Raw genomic sequence first — 16,105 nt, forward strand, 5'->3', positions numbered from 1 at the left:
CGCCTCGGCAGCCTTCCTCACACAATGAAAGCACCGCGCACCTCCTGAAGGGTGATCGGTGACGCATGCCAGGACAAGAGAGATGCCAAACACGACGAATACGCCGACACACCGCTTCGATGCGATCGTGGTGGGCGGTGGTCATAACGGGCTGATCGCGGCCGCTTATCTCGGCCGGGCCGGGCTCAGGGTGGCTGTCCTCGAGGCCAGGGCCAGCCTCGGAGGCCCCTGCGGAACCTTCGAGTTCATGCCTGGATATCGCACGGCCTTCACCAACTCGCCGGGAAGCTTCGAGCCACGCTTTATTAACGAGCTGAATTTGGAGCAGTTCGGCCTGCGGTTCGTCCGAACCGATCCAACCGTCGTTCATCCTTTCCCCAGCAGATGCTTTCTGGGTTGGCGGGATCGCGAGAAGATCGCAGCACAACTGAATGCCTATGCGCCCGGCGAAGCGGAACGCTACTTCAATCTCCTGAATTCCCTTGAGGAGCTGGCCCGCCATCTGCGAACGACGCTCTTTCAACCCTCGCCCGACCTTCTGTCGATGGCCAGGACGCTGCCGAAGGAGCAGGAGCCCCTGTTCAACAGGGTCTTCTTCGGCAGCGTCCGCCAGCTGCTGGATGAGGAGTTGAGGTCCGAGGAGGCGAAGGCTCTTCTGGGGATGGTCGCGTTGAATGCGACGCTGACGCCTCCATCGGCACCCGGCACGGCTGTCGGATTGATGCTGAGGCCGCTGTCGCTGGCATCTTCCCCGGCCCTCGATCCAGACGATCCTCGCCGGGCTGCCCTGCGAGGATCGACGGGTCTTCCTGTCGGAGGCATGGGCGCGATCATCGACGCTCTCGAGGCCTGTTGTCGATCCTACGGGGCTGTGATCGAAACAGACACGCCCGTCGCGAACATTCTCCATCGGAACGGGCAGGTGGTCGGAGTCGCCGCCATGGACGGCGATGAATATCATGCGCCGGTCGTTATCTCGGCGATCAATCCGCGCAGCCTCTTCACCCGTCTTCTGGACGACGATGCTGTGGGAGCAGACCTTCGCAAGGCGGTTTCCGCCGTCCCGATGCGTGGATCGGCTTTCAAACTGGTCCTCGCCTTGGATGGCGTTCCCGATTATGCGGGGCTTCCCTCCGGCATGGATCCCAAGCAGCTTGCCGGGGTCCAGTTCCGCATCGCGCCTTCTCTTGCCTATATCGAACGCGCGGTTGCCGAGGGGCTGGCCGGCATCTCGGCCCGCGAGCCCATCATGTGGGGGCTCATGCCGACGGTGACCTCGCCTGACCTCGCCCCACCGGGGCGGCATCTCCTGAGCGTCAACGTCTGGCATGCGCCCTATGAGCTGCGTGACGGGACCTGGGAGACGGAAAAGGACGTGTTCGGCAATCGCTGCATCGACGTTCTGTCGGACCTCATGCCGGATCTTCGCAACCGCATCGTGGATCATCGCTTCATCGATCCCGTCGAAATGGAAGGCGAGCTCGGCCTCGTGCAATCGCATATCACGCACGGCGATATGCTCCCCGGCGCTCTGTTCGGCGCAAGGCCTCACCATTCCGTTCACAACTACCGAACCCCGCTGAAGGGCCTTTACCTGTCAGGAGCAGGCACGTGGCCAGGCGGATACGTCACGGGCATTCCCGGCTTCAATGCCAGCAATGCCGTACTCGAGGATCGCGCGCAGCTGCGTGCGAGTGCATAAGGAGACAACCATGGAATTCCTCGTCAACATCAAGCTTCGCTGGTCGGAGAACATGGATCCGAACCTGAAGGAAAGGGTCATCAGGGAAGAGCGTGCCCACGCTGCCGATCTGATCAAGCAGGGGCATCTGGTTCGGATGTGGCGCGTTCCATGCCGCTTCGAGAATTGGGGGATCTGGCGCGCGAAGGATGCAACCGAACTGCACGATATCATCACCGGGCTGCCTGCCAATCCATGGATGCACGATATCGTCGTTCACCCCCTGGCCAGGCACGCGGTCGATCCGGCCCCCTATCATGGGTGATCGCTCGGATCGAGAGCGCCGGCATTAGAGCGAGTGCGCGCCATGGACGGGTTGCCGCCGCCGCAACGTCGATGGGCCATGACGGCGGTGACAATCGCCATCGTCATGGCCGTGCTCGATGGAGCGCTGATCAATCTGGCCCTCCCGCTGATGGCACGGGATCTCGGCGCGAACCCATCCCTGGTCGTTTGGGTCGTCAGCTCCTATCAGCTCGTCATTACCATTTCCCTGTTTCCGTTCTCGGCTCTTGGGGATCGGATCGGCTATAGCAGGGTCTTCATCGGAGGGATGCTGCTCTTCACAGCCGCATCCCTGGCTTGTGCGCTGGCGTCGTCCGTTTCCTCGCTCATCGGAGCGCGCGTTCTGCAGGGCCTCGGCGCCTCTGCCCTGATGAGCGTGAACATTGCGCTCGTCCGCTACATCTACCCGAAGCACGCGCTCGGGCGTGGGATCGGCTACAACACGCTCATCGTCGCCCTCTCCGCCAGCGCGGGCCCTTCCATCGCGGCGGCAATTCTCGCCGTCGCGCCATGGCCGTGGCTGTTCGGGATCAATGTGCCCTTGGGTCTTGCAGCTTCGGCGATCGGAGTTCTCGCTCTGCCGAAAACGCCTCTTCACAATCAGGGCTTCGACCTGTCGGGCTCGATCCTGAGCGCGGTCACGATTGGGATCCTCGTCATCGCGGCCGATGGACTGGGTTACGACAGCGAAAACCGTTTCCCGGCGTCGGTTCAGGCTTTCGTGATCGTCGCGCTTCTCTTCTGGCTGTATCTCGATCAGCGCCGGAAATCGACCCCCGCCATTCCGCTCGATATCCTCCGCATCCCGAGCGTTGGCCTTTCGGCGCTTACCGCGACGCTCAGTTACGTCGTGCAGAGCCTCAGTTATGTCGGCCTGCCGTTTCTCTTTCATTCCATCATCGGCTTCTCGGTCCTGGAGACCGGTCTGCTGATGTCCGCGTGGCCGTTGGCGCTCGCCCTCGTCTCCCCCGTGGCAGGCCGCCTGTCCGACCGGTCCTCGGCGGGGATCCTCGGCACTCTCGGGTTGGCGCTTCTATGCCTGGGCCTCATCCTGCTCATCCTTGTGCCGGATCGGCCATCCGTCGCCGACGTCTTCTGGCGCATGGGATTGTGCGGGCTCGGCTTCGGACTGTTTCAGGCGCCCAACAGCAAGGCGATCATCGTGGGCAGCCCGCTTCACCGCACCGGGGCTGCAAGTGCGCTCCAATCGGCGGCTCGCCTCCTCGGGCAAACCCTGGGCGCCGCGCTCGTCGCCAATATGCTGAAGCAACCTCTGGAAACGGCCGGTCCCCGGATTCTCCTCGTGGCTCTCGGGTTCTCCATCGCCGGCAGTATCGCCAGCTTCCTGCGAATTGTTGTGAAGGATGAGCCTGCTTGATAAGGTCGATGCTTTAGGAAAAGGACTTATGCGTCTTCCTTCTTTAGCGGCTCTGCGGGCGTTCGAAGCTGTCGGCAGGACAGGAAGCATCCGTGCTGCTGGAGAAGAGCTCGCCATCAGCCCCACCGTTGTCTCGCGGCACATTCAGAACCTGCAGGCCGATCTTGGCGTGACGTTGATGGAGCACAAGGGCAGGGGGGTGATCCTGACCCAGGCGGGCGCGCAGTACCACGGGCAGGTCAGGCAAGCCTTCGATCTGCTGCGCCAGGCCACGCAGGGAACCAAGACGACAGGCCGGAAAAGTTTGACGATATGGTGCATTCCGGGCCTCGCGACGGTCAAACTCCTGGCGCGATTGCCGGAGCTCGAGGCGCAATTGGGGGGAGGAGACATCCCCCTGCAGCCCCCCTTGTCCCGCCCCGACTTTTCGAGAGGCGATGCGGATGCGGAAATCGTCTACCTGGACAATCCGCCTCGTCAGGGCGATCTTCGAGCGGAACGGCTGTCGCATCCTCGGGTCTTCCCCGTCGCGAGCCCGGCTCTGCTGGCCCGCTTCCCCGACATCACGTCGCCGCTCGATCTGCTGAGGCTTCCGCTGATCCACGAGGATTCGACGGACCAGTGGGAGTTCTGGCTCAGGCATGCGGGCGTCACGCATATTCCCATTCTTCAGGGACCGCGCCTCTGGCATGCTCATTTGGCAATCGAGGCGGCGAAGATCGGTCAAGGAATCGCTATCGCCAACGCCCTCCTCGTCGAGGACGACGTGAGGCTCGGGCGTCTGGTCGAGGTCCTGCCGTCCGAAGTCTATCTCGGATCCTATTACCTGGTCGCTCCGCGCAACAGGTGGAGCAGTCGGCCTATTCAGATGCTCTTCGACTGGCTCGTGCAGGTCTTGCAGCCGGGCAGAACCATGATTGCTGCATCCGGTGCAGCAATCATGACCAAAGAAGCTGATTGTTGAACAAGGCTCGAGATCGTTACCTCGTGTCCTGCACGCAAACGAGGCTTCCATGACGACAAATGCCGAACTTCTCACCCGCCGCAATGTCTCGGTCGCCCGCGGCATCGGGCATACGACGCCGGTTTCCGCCGCGCGGGCGCTGAATGCGGAGATCTGGGATGTCGAAGGGCGCCGCTATGTCGATTTTGCAGGCGGCATTGCCGTGCTGAACACCGGCCACCGCCATCCGAAGGTCGTGGCCGCGGTCAAGGAGCAGATGGAGCTGTTCACGCATACCTGTTTCCAGGTGTTGATGTACGAACCCTACATTGCCCTGGCCGAGCGCTTGAATGCCCTTGCTCCGATCGCCGGCCCTCTCAAGTCGGTCTTCTTCACCACGGGAGCCGAAGCCACGGAGAACGCGGTGAAGATCGCCCGAGCCGCGACCGGACGATCGGGGGTGATCGCCTTCACCGGCGGATTCCACGGCCGCACCGTTATGGCCTCGGCCCTGACCGGGAAGGTGGTTCCCTACAAGAAGGGACTTGGGCCGGCACTGCCGGAAGTCTGGCATGTTCCGTTTCCGACCGCGCAGAACGGTGTTAGCACCGACGATGCTCTGAAGTATCTGGATTTCATCTTTAAGGCGGATGTCGACCCCTCTCGGATCGCAGCCGTCATCGTCGAGCCTGTGCAAGGCGAGGGAGGGTTCCATCAGGTTCCTGCGGATCTCATGCGCTCACTGCGTGCCGTGTGCGACCAGCATGGCATCGTCCTCATCGCGGATGAGGTTCAGACGGGCTTCGGTCGCACCGGGAGGATGTTCGCGATGGAGCACTACGACGTGTCTCCGGATCTCATATGCGTGGCGAAGAGCCTGGCCGGCGGTTTTCCGCTCTCAGGTGTGATCGGCAAGGCTCCCATCATGGATGCGGCGGAGCCAGGCGGCCTCGGCGGCACTTATGCCGGCAATCCACTCGCCTGTGCCGCCGCCCTGGCCGTCCTCGATGTCTTTGAGGAGGAAAAGCTGCTGGAGCGCGCAGAAGCCATCGGGCAGCGGCTGCGGTCTTGGCTGGAGCGGGCACGGAGCCGCAATGATCTTCTGCCGATAGCGGACATCCGGGGACCTGGGGCCATGGTCGCCTTCGACATTGTAAAAGACCGCGGCAACCGCGATCCCGACGCCAATGCCACCAAGCGTGTCATCCAGCGGGCCTATGAAAGCGGCTTGATCCTTCTCTCCTGCGGAACGAATGCCAACACGGTCCGTATCCTGGTGCCTCTGACGGCAGAAGACGGGATCGTCGACGAGGGATTGGAAATCCTCGGGCAGGCCCTCGCGGCCTAAATCGGATCGGAGCCTTGGTATGACTGCGTATGCCCAACCTGCCGCCCGCACCATCCCGGACCTGAAGGACCCGTCGCTCTTGGTGGGACAGGCCTATGTGGCGGGGGCGTGGATCGATGCGCCGGACGGCCGGACCATTCCGGTCACCGACCCGTTCGACGGCGCCCTCATCTGCGACGTGCCCGATCTCGGCCCCGAGATGGCCCGGCGCGCCATCGATAAGGCGCACGCGGTCCAGAAGGACTGGGCCCGGCGCACCGCCAAGGAGCGCAGCGCCATCCTGCGCCGCTGGTACGACCTGATCGTCGCCAACGCCGACGACCTCGCCCTCATCCTCACCACCGAGCAGGGCAAGCCGCTGGCCGAAGCCAAGGCCGAGGTGATCTCGAACGCCGCCTATATCGAGTGGTTCGCCGAAGAGGCCAAGCGCATCGACGGCGACGTCATCCCCGGCGCCTCGCCGTCCCAGCGCATCGTGGTGCTCAAGCAGCCGGTGGGCGTGTGCGCGGCGATCACGCCCTGGAACTTCCCCAACGGCATGATCACCCGGAAAGTCGGCCCGGCGCTCGCCGCCGGCTGCACCATGGTGCTCAAGCCCGCCGCCCAGACCCCGCTCTCGGCCCTGGCGCTCGCCGTCCTGGCCGAGCGGGCCGGCGTCCCCAAGGGCGCGTTCTCGGTCGTCACCGGCGAGGCCCGGCCCATCGGCGAGGAGTTCTGCCGCAACCCGAAGGTGGCCAAGATCACCTTCACCGGCTCGACCGGCGTCGGCCGCTGGCTGATGAAGGAGGCCGCCGACGGCATCAAGCGGCTGTCGCTGGAGCTCGGCGGCAATGCGCCGTTCATCGTGTTCGACGATGCCGATCTCGATGCGGCGGTCGAGGGCGCGATGGCCTCGAAGTTCCGCAATGCCGGCCAGACCTGCGTGTGCGCCAATCGGATCTACGTGCAGGCGGGCGTGGCCGAGGCCTTTGCCGAGAAGCTCGCCGCCAGGGCGAAGGGGCTCAAGCTCGGCCGGGGCACGGAAGCCGGCGTGACCATGGGGCCGCTGATCGACGAGCGCGCCGTGGCCAAGATGGAGGAGCATGTCCGGGACGTGCTGGATAAGGGCGGCCAGCTCTTGGTGGGCGGTAGGCGCTCGGATCTCGGCGGCACGTTCTTCGAGCCGACGGTGATGACCGGCGTGACGCAGGGCATGAAGGTGACGAAGGAGGCGACGTTTGCGCCGCTGGCGCCGATCATCACGTTCACGGACGAGGCGGAGGTGATCGCGATGGCGAACGACTCGGAGTTCGGGCTGGCGTCGTATTTCTACGCCCGGGACATGGCCCGGGTCTGGCGGGTGGCGGAGGCGCTGGAGAGCGGCATGGTGGGGGTGAACACGCCGGCGCTCGCCAACGAGATGGCGCCGTTCGGCGGCGTGAAGCAGTCGGGGCTCGGCCGCGAGGGCTCCAAATACGGCATCGAGGGCTTCCTCGAAATCAAGTACATCAACATCGCAGGCCTGTAGGAATGAGCGAGGAAGCCTACCGGCAATGAGTCGTGAGCCTCAAACGCCGGCGCTCGCTTCCATCGGATGAAGCATGCACTAGATGAGGGGGGCGTCAGGCTCACGCGCTGACGTCGCGAAGCCCCACGGGATCGGCTGATCGGGGCCGCATCTAGAAAAAGCATTCAAACCTCTCTAGGGTGCGGCCGTCCTCATCCGACTTGGAACCAGCAAGAGACCAATCGATGTCCATCGATGCCGAAGCCATCGCCGACCGCCGCCGTCTGCGCCGCAAGCTCTCCTTCTGGCGCGTCGCGGGATTCCTGGGCCTCATCGCGGCCGTGGCCGCGCTGGGCTATGCGGCCGCCGACCGGGCGGGATACGGGGCCATTCAGAACCAGATCGCCCGCATCTCCGTCGACGGCGTGATCACCGGCAACCAGCGCCTCGCCGACCTGATGCAGCGGGTGGGCGATTCGAGCGCGGTCTCCGGCGTGGTGATCTCCATCAACAGCCCCGGCGGCACGACGACCGGCTCCGAGGAGCTCTACCGGAACATCCGCCGGCTCGCCGACAAGAAGCCCGTCGTCACCTTCGTCGACGGCACGGCCGCGTCGGGCGGCTACATCACGGCCATCGCGACCGATTACATCGTCGCCCGCGAGACCTCCATCGTGGGCTCCATCGGCGTGCTCTTCCAGTATCCCGACCTGTCGGGCCTCATGCGCCAGGTCGGCGTGAAGCTGGAGGAGGTGAAGTCCACGCCGCTCAAGGCGGAGCCCAGCCCCTTCAAGCCCACGTCGCCGGAGGCCCGCGCGGCCATGCAGTCGGTGGTCAACGACACCTATGACTGGTTCAAGACCCTGGTGCGCGAGCGCCGCCGCCTCAGCGAGAGCGAGCTGGCCGCCGCGTCCACCGGTCAGGTGTTCAGCGGCCGCCAGGGCGTGCCCATGAAGCTCGTCGACAGGATCGGCGCGGAGCGCGATGCGGTCGCCTGGCTGGAGCAGAACAAGGGCGTGGCCAAGGACCTGCCGATTCGCGACTGGAAGCCGAAGAGCGACCGTGACCTCTCCCTCTTCGCCATGGGTGCCACGGCGGCCGATCTCCTCGGCTTCGACCGGGTGGCGGACGGCTTGCGCCGCGCCTCGTCCCATGCGGAGATCGCGCAACTTGACGGCCTCCTGGCGGTCTGGCAACCTTCGGAAAAATAAAGCAACGTCAAAGATATAGCTATTCCATGATCAAATCCGAACTGGTGCTCAAGATCGCCGAGCAGAACCCGCATCTCTACCAGCGCGATGTGGAGAAGATCGTGAACGCGATTCTCGATACCATTGCCGATGCCCTCGCCAGGGGCGACCGGGTCGAGCTGCGCGGCTTCGGCGCCTTCTCGGTGAAGAAGCGGGACGCCCGCACGGGTCGCAACCCGCGCACGGGCGAAGCCGTTTCCATCTCCGAAAAGGTCGTTCCCGTCTTCAAGACGGGCAAGGAAATGCGTCAGCGGCTCAATGCTCCGGCTCCCAAGGTGCTCAAGGCCGCGGCCGCTCAGTGATTGCTTGAGAGGTGTTCGTGATTCGCTTTCTGAAGGCGCTCATTCTTCTGCCGGTCGCCATCCTGGTGGTTCTGCTCGCGGTGGCAAACCGCGCCCCGGTGACCCTGTCGCTCGATCCGTTCTCCCAGGACGCGCCGGAATTCGCCACCCGGCTGCCGCTCTTCGCCGTGATCTTCGCGGCCGTCATGCTCGGCGTGGTCATCGGCGGCACGGCGACCTGGCTCGCGCAGGGCAAGAACCGCAAGTCGCGCCGACAGCTGCGGCGCGAGACGCGCCAGCTGCGCTACGAGACCGAGCGCCTCAAGTCGCAGACTCCGGCGTCCACCACCCTGCCGGCCACGGTGTCCGCTTCTCCCAGCCCCAGGTTCTAAAGATTCTCCCATGCGTGTGGTGACATCTGCCGAGATCGACCGGGTCCTCACCTTTCCGGCCCTGATCGATGCCCTGGGCGAGGCCTTTCGCGGCGACATGGTTACGCCGGTGCGCCATCACCATGAGATCGAGCGCGCCGGCGCCCATGGCACGCTCCTGCTCATGCCGTCCTGGACCGGTCCCGCCGCGCGGGACGGCTTCGTGGGCGTCAAGGTCGTGTCCGTCTTCCCGGAGAACGGCGCCAGGGGCCTGCCCAGCGTGATGGGCTCCTACCTGCTGATGGACGGCGCCCCGGGCCAGCCCGTGGCGGTCCTCGACGGTACGCGCCGGACGGTCTGGCGCACGGCCGCCGCATCCGCCCTGGCGGCCCGGTATCTGGCGCGCGAGGATGCGAGCCGCATGGTGATGGTCGGCGCCGGATCCCTCGCGCCCTTCCTCATCCGCGCCCATATGAGCCAGCGGCCGATCCGCGAGGGGGCGCTCTGGAACCACAACGGCGCCAGGGCCGAGGCGCTCGCGGCCGAGCTGCGCCGGGAGGGCCTGCCGGTCACCGCCGTGACGGACCTCGAGGCGGCGGTGCGCGAGGCCGATCTCGTCTCCTGCGCGACCCTTTCGACGGCGCCCATCGTCAAGGGTGCATGGCTGAAGCCGGGTGCGCATCTCGACCTCGTCGGGGCCTTCAATCTCCGGATGCGCGAGGCGGACGACGAAGCTTTGCTGCGGGCCCGGGTCTATATCGACACGCCCGCCGCCAGGACGGAGGGTGGGGACGTGGCCGTGTCGCTCCAGAGCGGCGCGATGGCCGAGAGCCATATCCGAGGCACGCTCGCGGATCTGTGCCGGAGCGCGCCCGGCCGCGATGCGGCCTCCATCACGGTCTTCAAGTCGGTCGGTGCGGCATTGGAGGATTTGGCTGCGGCGATGCTGGTGTGGCGCTCGCTTGCAAAAGCGTAGTAAAGTAGCCCTTATGGATAACCTGATCAAAATCTGCGGGCTCTCGACGCCCGAGACCCTTGAGGTCGCCTTGGATGCAGGCGCGGACATGGTCGGCTTCACACGTATTCCCAGGAGCCCCCGTCACGTCAGTCTCGATCTCGCCCATCGACTCTCCCTGCAGGCCAGGGGGCGCACCCAACGCGTGGTTCTGCTGCTCAATCCGGGCGACGAGGACATCGCGCAGGCCGTCGAGGCGATCAACCCTGACCTGATCCAGTTGCATGGGAGCGAGACGCCCGAGCGCGTGGCCGAAATCCGCGCCATGGTCAAGCGCCCGGTCATGAAGGCACTGGGCATTGCGGAAGCCTCCGATCTGCAGGCACTTACCGCCTATGCTGGAGCCGATCGCATCCTGCTCGACGCCAAGCCGCCCCGCACGGCCGGCGCGCTCCCCGGCGGCAACGGGATCGCCTTCGACTGGCGTCTCCTGAACGGGCTTGACCCCCGCCTTTCCTTCATGCTGTCAGGAGGGCTCAACCCCGACAACGTGGCGGAGGCGATCCGGCTCACGAAGCCGCAGGCCGTCGACGTGTCGTCCGGGGTGGAAAGCGGGCCGGGCCTCAAGGATCCGGCACGGATCGAAGCCTTCATCAGGGCCGCCCGGACAGCATTCGCGGCTGCCCATCACTAAATTCAAGACGCGCGTCCTTCTCCCAGGGCGTGCCTTCAAGATCTTCAAGGCAGGACAGGCCGTGTCAGCTCAAGCTCAACCCAATTCCTTCCGCACCGGCCCCGACGAGCGCGGGCATTTCGGCCAGTTCGGCGGCCGCTTCGTCGCCGAGACCTTGATGCCGAACATTCTCGAGCTGGAAAAGGCCTACGAGGAGGCGAGGAACGATCCGGCCTTCCACGCCGACATGGAGTATTTCTCCAAGCATTATATCGGCCGTCCGAGTCCGCTCTATTTCGCCGAGCGCATGACCGAGCATCTCGGTGGGGCAAAAATCTACTTCAAGCGCGAAGAGCTGAACCATACCGGCGCGCACAAGGTGAACAACGTGCTGGGCCAGATCCTTCTCGCCCGCCGCATGGGCAAGAAGCGCATCATCGCCGAGACCGGCGCGGGCCAGCACGGGGTCGCCACCGCGACCCTCTGCGCGCGCTTCGGCCTCGACTGCGTGGTCTATATGGGCGCGGTCGACGTGGAGCGGCAGAAGCCCAACGTGTTCCGCATGAACATGCTCGGCGCCAAGGTCGTGCCGGTGCAGTCCGGCACGAAGACGCTCAAGGACGCCATGAACGAGGCCCTGCGCGACTGGGTCACCAACGTGTCCGACACCTTCTACTGCATCGGCACGGTCGCCGGTCCGCATCCCTATCCGGCCATGGTGCGCGACTTCCAGTGCGTGATCGGAACCGAGACCCGTGAGCAGATGATGGAGGCGGAAGGCCGCCTGCCGGATTCGCTCGTCGCCTGCATCGGCGGCGGCTCCAACGCCATCGGGCTGTTCCACCCCTTCCTCGACGACAAGGATGTCGAGATCTACGGTGTGGAGGCGGCGGGCCATGGCCTGTCCGGTCTCCATGCCGCATCCCTGACGGGCGGCCGTCCCGGCGTCCTTCACGGCAACCGCACCTATCTCCTGATGAACCAGGACGGGCAGATCGCCGACGCCCATTCCATCTCGGCCGGCCTCGATTATCCGGGCATCGGTCCCGAGCACGCTTGGCTGCACGAGATGGGCCGCGTGACCTACATCTCCGCCACCGACGAGGAGGCGCTCGAAGCCTTCCAGCTTTGCTCGCGGCTCGAGGGCATTCTGCCCGCGCTGGAACCGAGCCATGCCCTTGCCAAGGTGATCGAACTGGCCCCGCAGAAGCCCAAGGATCACCTGATGGTGGTCAATATCAGCGGCCGCGGCGACAAGGACCTGTTCCAGATCGCCGAGCACCTGGGTAACCAGATCGTTTGACATAGGGCGCAACCCAAGCCCTCCTCCCCTTGTGGGGAGGAGTTGGAAGTGGGGGTGCCGGCGCCAGACCTTGATAGGCGATCGCTCACACCCCCACCCCGACTGCTTCGCAGCCACCCCTCCCCACAAGGGGGAGGGGAAAAGCAGAGCATGCTATTGGTTTCGCCCCGCCTCCTTCTCATGCTAAAGACCCCGCCCATGACACAGCGCATCGAAGCCCGTTTCCAGAAGTGCCGCGCGGAAGGCCGCGCCGCTCTCGTCACCTATGTCATGGCCGGCGACCCGGATCCCGAGACCTCCCTGGAGATCCTCAGGAGCCTGCCGAAAGCCGGTGCGGATATCGTCGAGTTCGGCCTGCCCTTCACGGACCCGATGGCCGACGGACCGGCCATCCAGGCGGCGGGGCTGCGCGCCCTGAAGGTGGGCCAGGACACGGTCAAGACCCTCGACCTCATCCGCCGCTTCCGGGCCGATGACCAGGATACCCCCGTGATCCTCATGGGCTATTTCAACCCGATCTTCGTCTACGGCGTCGACCGCTTCCTGGCCGACGCTAGGCAAGCTGGCGTCGACGGCTTGATCGTGGTCGACCTGCCGCCCGAGGAGGACGACGAGCTGTGCCTCCCGGCCCTCAAGGCCGGTCTCGCCTTCATCCGGCTCGCCACCCCGACCACGGATGACAAGCGTCTGCCGGCGGTCCTCGCGAACACGGCGGGCTTCGTCTATTACGTGTCGATCACCGGCATCACCGGCGCGGCGACGCCCGATTTCGGCAAGGTCGCGACGGCGGTGGAGCGGATCAAGCGCCATACGCCCCTGCCGGTGGTGGTGGGCTTCGGCGTCAAGAGCGGTGCCCATGCGGCCGCGGTGGCTGAAGGAGCCGACGGCGTCGTGGTCGGCTCGGCCCTCATCGACGCCCTGAAGGGCACCCTCGATGCGGACGATCGCGCGACGGCAGGCTCTGTCGAGGCGGTCACGAAGCTGGTGAAGGAATTGAGCGAAGGCGTCCGCTCGGTGGCAAAACGCGCGGCGGCCTAATACATAAGGCAGGGCTCCTCGCATGAGGGGCTCGGTGCACAACTCTCTGGCCTCATCCTGAGGAGCCGCGAAGCGGCGTCTCGAAGGAGGCTCCAGAGAGCACTGGAGACGCCCTCGTCCTTCGAGACGGCCTGACGGCCTCCTCAGGATGAGGGCTCAAGAGTGTCCTGACACAGAGGGCGCTCCTGACAGGAAGGTAAAGCGATGAACTGGATTTCCGAAGTCGTCCGTCCGAAGATCAAGACGCTCTTCAAGCGCGAGACGCCGGACAATCTCTGGATCAAGTGCCCGGAGACCGGACAGGTCGTGTTCCACAAGGACGTGGAGGCGAACCAGTGGGTGATCCCCGGCTCCAACCACCACATGCGCATCTCGGCCACCCAGCGCCTCCAGCTCATGTTCGACGGCGCCACCTGGCTCGACGTGGCCCTGCCGGAAGTGGCCGTCGATCCGCTGAAGTTCCGTGACGAGAAGCGCTATATCGACCGCCTGAAGGACGCCCGCACCAAGACCGGCCAGCAGGACGCGTTCAAGGTCGGCTTCGGCCGGGTCGCGGACCTGCCGATGACCATCGCGGTGCAGGATTTCGGCTTCATGGGCGGCTCCCTCGGCATGGCGGCCGGCGAGGCCTTCATCAAGGGCGCCGAGACGGCGCTCGACAAGAAGACGCCCTACGTGCTCTTCGCCGGTTCCGGCGGCGCCCGCATGCAGGAGGGCATCCTGTCCCTCATGCAGATGCCCCGCACCACGGTGGCGATCCGCCGCCTGCGCGACGCGAAGCTGCCCTACATCGTCGTGCTCACCAACCCGACCACGGGCGGCGTGACGGCTTCCTATGCCATGCTCGGCGACGTGCATCTGGCCGAGCCCGGCGCCCTCATCGGCTTCGCCGGTCCGCGCGTCATCGAGCAGACCATCCGCGAGAAGCTCCCCGACGGCTTCCAGCGCTCCGAATACCTGAAGGAGCACGGCATGGTGGACGCGGTCGTGCATCGCCACGACCTGAAAGAGACGGTCGCCCGCCTGTCGCGCCTCTTCACCAAGGCCCCGGCCGTCAGCCCTGTCGCGGCTCCCGTGCCGGTGAATGCCGAGATCACGGCCGCGGCCGCCGAGTAAGAGAGAGTAAGGGCGATGGATTCCTCCGATGCGCTGATCGCGCGCTTTCTCGCCCTGCACCCGAAGACCATCGATCTTTCGCTCGGGCGCATCCAGCGGCTTCTGGCCCAGCTCGGCCATCCGGAGCGCCGCCTGCCGCCGGTCATCCATGTGGCCGGCACCAACGGCAAGGGTTCGACCATCGCGTTCATGCGGGCGATCCTGGAAAGCGCCGGGCTCTCGGTCCACGTCTATACCTCACCCCATCTCGTGCGCTTCCACGAGCGCATCCGTCTGGGCCGGCTCGGCGGCGGCGGCCGCTATGTGAGCGAGGAGCGGCTCGTCGAGGCCTTCCGCCGCTGCGAGGCGGTGAACGCGGGCGAGCCCATCACGGTGTTCGAGATCACGACCGCCGCGGCCCTGCTGATCTTCGCGGAAGAACCCGCCGACGTGCTCCTGCTCGAGGTCGGTCTCGGCGGCCGCTTCGATGCCACCAACGTCATCGACAGGCCCGCCGCCGCCGTCGTCACGCCCATCGGGCACGACCACGCGGAATATCTCGGCACGACCCTGCAGGCCATCGCCCGGGAGAAGGCCGGCATCTTCAAGCGCGGCTGCCCGGCGGTCATCGCCCCGCAGGATTACATGGAAGCGGATCAGACCCTGCGCGACGAGGCGGAGCGCATCGGCGCGTCGCCGCTCCTCGTCGGCCAGCAGGACTTCTCCGTGCACGAGGAGGGCGGACGCCTCGTCTACCAGGACGAGAAGGGCCTTCTCGACCTGCCGCGCCCCCGGCTGATCGGGCGGCACCAGTTCACCAATGCCGGCACGGCGATTGCCGCCCTGCGCGCAGCAGGCTTCGAGCAGTTCGAGACCTCGGCTTTCGAGGCAGGCCTCACCCGCGCCGAATGGCCGGGCCGCCTCCAGCGCCTCAACCGGGGCCGCCTGCCGGAGATCGCCCCGCAGGGCTGCGAGTTGTGGCTCGACGGCGGCCACAACCCCGATGGCGGCCGGGTGCTGGCCGCCGCCATGGCGGACCGGAGCGACCGCTCCGACGTGCCCCTCGTGCTGATCACCGGCATGCTCGGCACGAAGGACAGCCAAGCCTTTTTCAAGAACTTCTCGGGCCTCGCCCGCGAGGTGATCGCGGTGCCGATCGCCGGCCAGATCGCCGCGCGCCCGGCCGAGGAGGTCGCGGCCATCGCGTCGAGCGTCGGCCTCACCACCTCGACGGCCCCGAGCGTCGAATCGGCCCTCGCGTCGCTCCACAACTACGTCTGGGACCATCCGCCCCGCATCCTGATCTGCGGCTCGCTGTATCTGGCCGGGGAGGTGCTGGCGGCCAACGGGACACTGCCGGAATAGGACCGGAAAGCACATTCCAGACAGAGCCCGGTGAAGATCCGGGATCGTCCAAGCTCAATCCCGCTTCCCCTTTACGTCATCACCGGCCTTGTGCCGGCCATGACGGAGCAGTCAGAACCAATAGAAAAGGGGCCTTGCGGCCCCTCTCCAAAATTTCGGAATTCTTATCCGATCAGGCCGAGGCCTGGATCCAGCGGGACAGTTCGCCCTTGGGGGCGGCGCCGACCTTCTGGGCGACGACCTTGCCGTCCTTGAACATCATGAGCGCCGGGATCGACCGGATGCCGAGCTGGGAGGAGATCTGCGGGTTCTCGTCCACGTTGAGCTTGGCGATCTTCACCTTGCCGGCCATCTCGTCGGAGATCTCTTCAAGGGCCGGGCCGATCATGCGGCAGGGGCCGCACCACTCCGCCCAGAAATCGACCACGACGGGCTCGGAGGATTGCAGGACATCCTGCGCGAAGCTTGAGTCGGTCACCTTTACGGTCGCCATGCCATCACCTTTGACTTTGAACGCGACTCAATAACGAGCCGCTCGGCTATAGGGCCAAGGTAAGAACCCGGCCTGAGGGAATCAAGCAAGGGCTCCTTCC

The 16,105-nt window shown here is 65.5% G+C and carries 16 protein-coding genes; 15 read left to right on the plus strand and 1 reads right to left on the minus strand.

The features are described 5' to 3' along the window. The first annotated feature begins 82 nt into the window (after positions 1-82). From H0S73_RS04595 to H0S73_RS04665, 15 genes are all read left to right on the plus strand, one after another. Positions 83-1,702 carry a phytoene desaturase family protein gene (locus H0S73_RS04595; RefSeq protein WP_181051053.1) on the plus strand — a complete coding sequence of 540 codons (1,620 nt, stop codon included), beginning with the start codon at positions 83-85 and terminating at the stop codon, positions 1,700-1,702. A 10-nt stretch (positions 1,703-1,712) separates the two neighbouring features. Beyond that, on the plus strand, positions 1,713-2,006 hold the full coding sequence (locus H0S73_RS04600) for a muconolactone Delta-isomerase (protein WP_181051054.1): 294 nt from the start codon (positions 1,713-1,715) through the stop codon (positions 2,004-2,006). A 78-nt stretch (positions 2,007-2,084) separates the two neighbouring features. After that, positions 2,085-3,404: an MFS transporter gene (locus tag H0S73_RS04605; protein ID WP_246388724.1), complete on the plus strand. Its 1,320-nt coding sequence runs from the start codon at positions 2,085-2,087 to the stop codon at positions 3,402-3,404. Positions 3,405-3,432: 28 nt separating this feature from the next. Beyond that, on the plus strand, positions 3,433-4,368 hold the full coding sequence (locus H0S73_RS04610; protein ID WP_181051056.1) for a LysR substrate-binding domain-containing protein: 936 nt from the start codon (positions 3,433-3,435) through the stop codon (positions 4,366-4,368). A gap of 49 nt (positions 4,369-4,417) precedes the next feature. Then, the gene (gene gabT / locus H0S73_RS04615) at positions 4,418-5,695 is read left to right on the plus strand and encodes a 4-aminobutyrate--2-oxoglutarate transaminase (protein WP_181051057.1); all 1,278 of its coding nucleotides are present in this window, start codon (positions 4,418-4,420) and stop codon (positions 5,693-5,695) included. 19 nt (positions 5,696-5,714) lie between these two features. After that, positions 5,715-7,202 (plus strand): NAD-dependent succinate-semialdehyde dehydrogenase, encoded by a 1,488-nt coding sequence (locus H0S73_RS04620; protein ID WP_181051058.1) that lies wholly within the window; start codon positions 5,715-5,717, stop codon positions 7,200-7,202. Between the two features lie 224 nt (positions 7,203-7,426). Further along, complete coding sequence (gene sppA, locus H0S73_RS04625; RefSeq protein WP_181051059.1) at positions 7,427-8,392, plus strand: signal peptide peptidase SppA; 966 nt, start codon at positions 7,427-7,429, stop codon at positions 8,390-8,392. Positions 8,393-8,418: 26 nt separating this feature from the next. Beyond that, positions 8,419-8,733 (plus strand): integration host factor subunit beta, encoded by a 315-nt coding sequence (ihfB, locus tag H0S73_RS04630; RefSeq protein WP_181051060.1) that lies wholly within the window; start codon positions 8,419-8,421, stop codon positions 8,731-8,733. 17 nt (positions 8,734-8,750) lie between these two features. Further along, positions 8,751-9,104 (plus strand): lipopolysaccharide assembly protein LapA domain-containing protein, encoded by a 354-nt coding sequence (locus tag H0S73_RS04635; RefSeq protein ID WP_181051061.1) that lies wholly within the window; start codon positions 8,751-8,753, stop codon positions 9,102-9,104. A 10-nt stretch (positions 9,105-9,114) separates the two neighbouring features. Continuing rightward, positions 9,115-10,059, plus strand: coding sequence for a bifunctional Delta(1)-pyrroline-2-carboxylate/Delta(1)-piperideine-2-carboxylate reductase (lhpI, locus tag H0S73_RS04640; RefSeq protein WP_181051062.1), 945 nt, complete (start codon positions 9,115-9,117; stop codon positions 10,057-10,059). A 13-nt stretch (positions 10,060-10,072) separates the two neighbouring features. Continuing rightward, positions 10,073-10,732, plus strand: a complete 660-nt coding sequence (locus H0S73_RS04645) for a phosphoribosylanthranilate isomerase (RefSeq protein WP_181051063.1) — start codon at positions 10,073-10,075, stop codon at positions 10,730-10,732. A 61-nt stretch (positions 10,733-10,793) separates the two neighbouring features. Further along, entirely contained in the window at positions 10,794-12,014 is a 1,221-nt protein-coding gene (gene trpB, locus H0S73_RS04650; protein ID WP_181051064.1) for a tryptophan synthase subunit beta, read from the plus strand. 198 nt (positions 12,015-12,212) lie between these two features. Beyond that, positions 12,213-13,052 carry a tryptophan synthase subunit alpha gene (trpA, locus tag H0S73_RS04655; protein WP_181051065.1) on the plus strand — a complete coding sequence of 280 codons (840 nt, stop codon included), beginning with the start codon at positions 12,213-12,215 and terminating at the stop codon, positions 13,050-13,052. Between the two features lie 204 nt (positions 13,053-13,256). Next, positions 13,257-14,168, plus strand: coding sequence for an acetyl-CoA carboxylase, carboxyltransferase subunit beta (accD, locus tag H0S73_RS04660; RefSeq protein ID WP_181051066.1), 912 nt, complete (start codon positions 13,257-13,259; stop codon positions 14,166-14,168). 15 nt (positions 14,169-14,183) lie between these two features. Further along, complete coding sequence (locus H0S73_RS04665; protein WP_181051067.1) at positions 14,184-15,512, plus strand: bifunctional folylpolyglutamate synthase/dihydrofolate synthase; 1,329 nt, start codon at positions 14,184-14,186, stop codon at positions 15,510-15,512. A 172-nt stretch (positions 15,513-15,684) separates the two neighbouring features. Here H0S73_RS04665 and trxA read toward each other — a convergent pair whose 3' ends face one another. Continuing rightward, positions 15,685-16,005 carry a thioredoxin gene (trxA, locus tag H0S73_RS04670; RefSeq protein WP_036360939.1) on the minus strand — a complete coding sequence of 107 codons (321 nt, stop codon included), beginning with the start codon at positions 16,003-16,005 and terminating at the stop codon, positions 15,685-15,687. Positions 16,006-16,105: the final 100 nt, after the last annotated feature.

Origin of the sequence: Microvirga mediterraneensis (assembly GCF_013520865.1) — a bacterium.
Taxonomy (GTDB): domain Bacteria; phylum Pseudomonadota; class Alphaproteobacteria; order Rhizobiales; family Beijerinckiaceae; genus Microvirga; species Microvirga mediterraneensis.

Coding starts and splice junctions, on each gene's coding strand:
- H0S73_RS04620 (WP_181051058.1), top strand. CDS start 5,715: ATGACTGCGTATGCCCAACCTGCCGCCCGCACCATCCCGGACCTGAAG.
- trxA (WP_036360939.1), bottom strand. CDS start 16,005: ATGGCGACCGTAAAGGTGACCGACTCAAGCTTCGCGCAGGATGTCCTG.
- lhpI (WP_181051062.1), top strand. CDS start 9,115: ATGCGTGTGGTGACATCTGCCGAGATCGACCGGGTCCTCACCTTTCCG.
- H0S73_RS04645 (WP_181051063.1), top strand. CDS start 10,073: ATGGATAACCTGATCAAAATCTGCGGGCTCTCGACGCCCGAGACCCTT.
- H0S73_RS04610 (WP_181051056.1), top strand. CDS start 3,433: ATGCGTCTTCCTTCTTTAGCGGCTCTGCGGGCGTTCGAAGCTGTCGGC.
- H0S73_RS04600 (WP_181051054.1), top strand. CDS start 1,713: ATGGAATTCCTCGTCAACATCAAGCTTCGCTGGTCGGAGAACATGGAT.
- sppA (WP_181051059.1), top strand. CDS start 7,427: ATGTCCATCGATGCCGAAGCCATCGCCGACCGCCGCCGTCTGCGCCGC.
- trpA (WP_181051065.1), top strand. CDS start 12,213: ATGACACAGCGCATCGAAGCCCGTTTCCAGAAGTGCCGCGCGGAAGGC.
- H0S73_RS04665 (WP_181051067.1), top strand. CDS start 14,184: ATGGATTCCTCCGATGCGCTGATCGCGCGCTTTCTCGCCCTGCACCCG.
- H0S73_RS04595 (WP_181051053.1), top strand. CDS start 83: ATGCCAAACACGACGAATACGCCGACACACCGCTTCGATGCGATCGTG.
- gabT (WP_181051057.1), top strand. CDS start 4,418: ATGACGACAAATGCCGAACTTCTCACCCGCCGCAATGTCTCGGTCGCC.
- accD (WP_181051066.1), top strand. CDS start 13,257: ATGAACTGGATTTCCGAAGTCGTCCGTCCGAAGATCAAGACGCTCTTC.
- ihfB (WP_181051060.1), top strand. CDS start 8,419: ATGATCAAATCCGAACTGGTGCTCAAGATCGCCGAGCAGAACCCGCAT.
- H0S73_RS04605 (WP_246388724.1), top strand. CDS start 2,085: ATGACGGCGGTGACAATCGCCATCGTCATGGCCGTGCTCGATGGAGCG.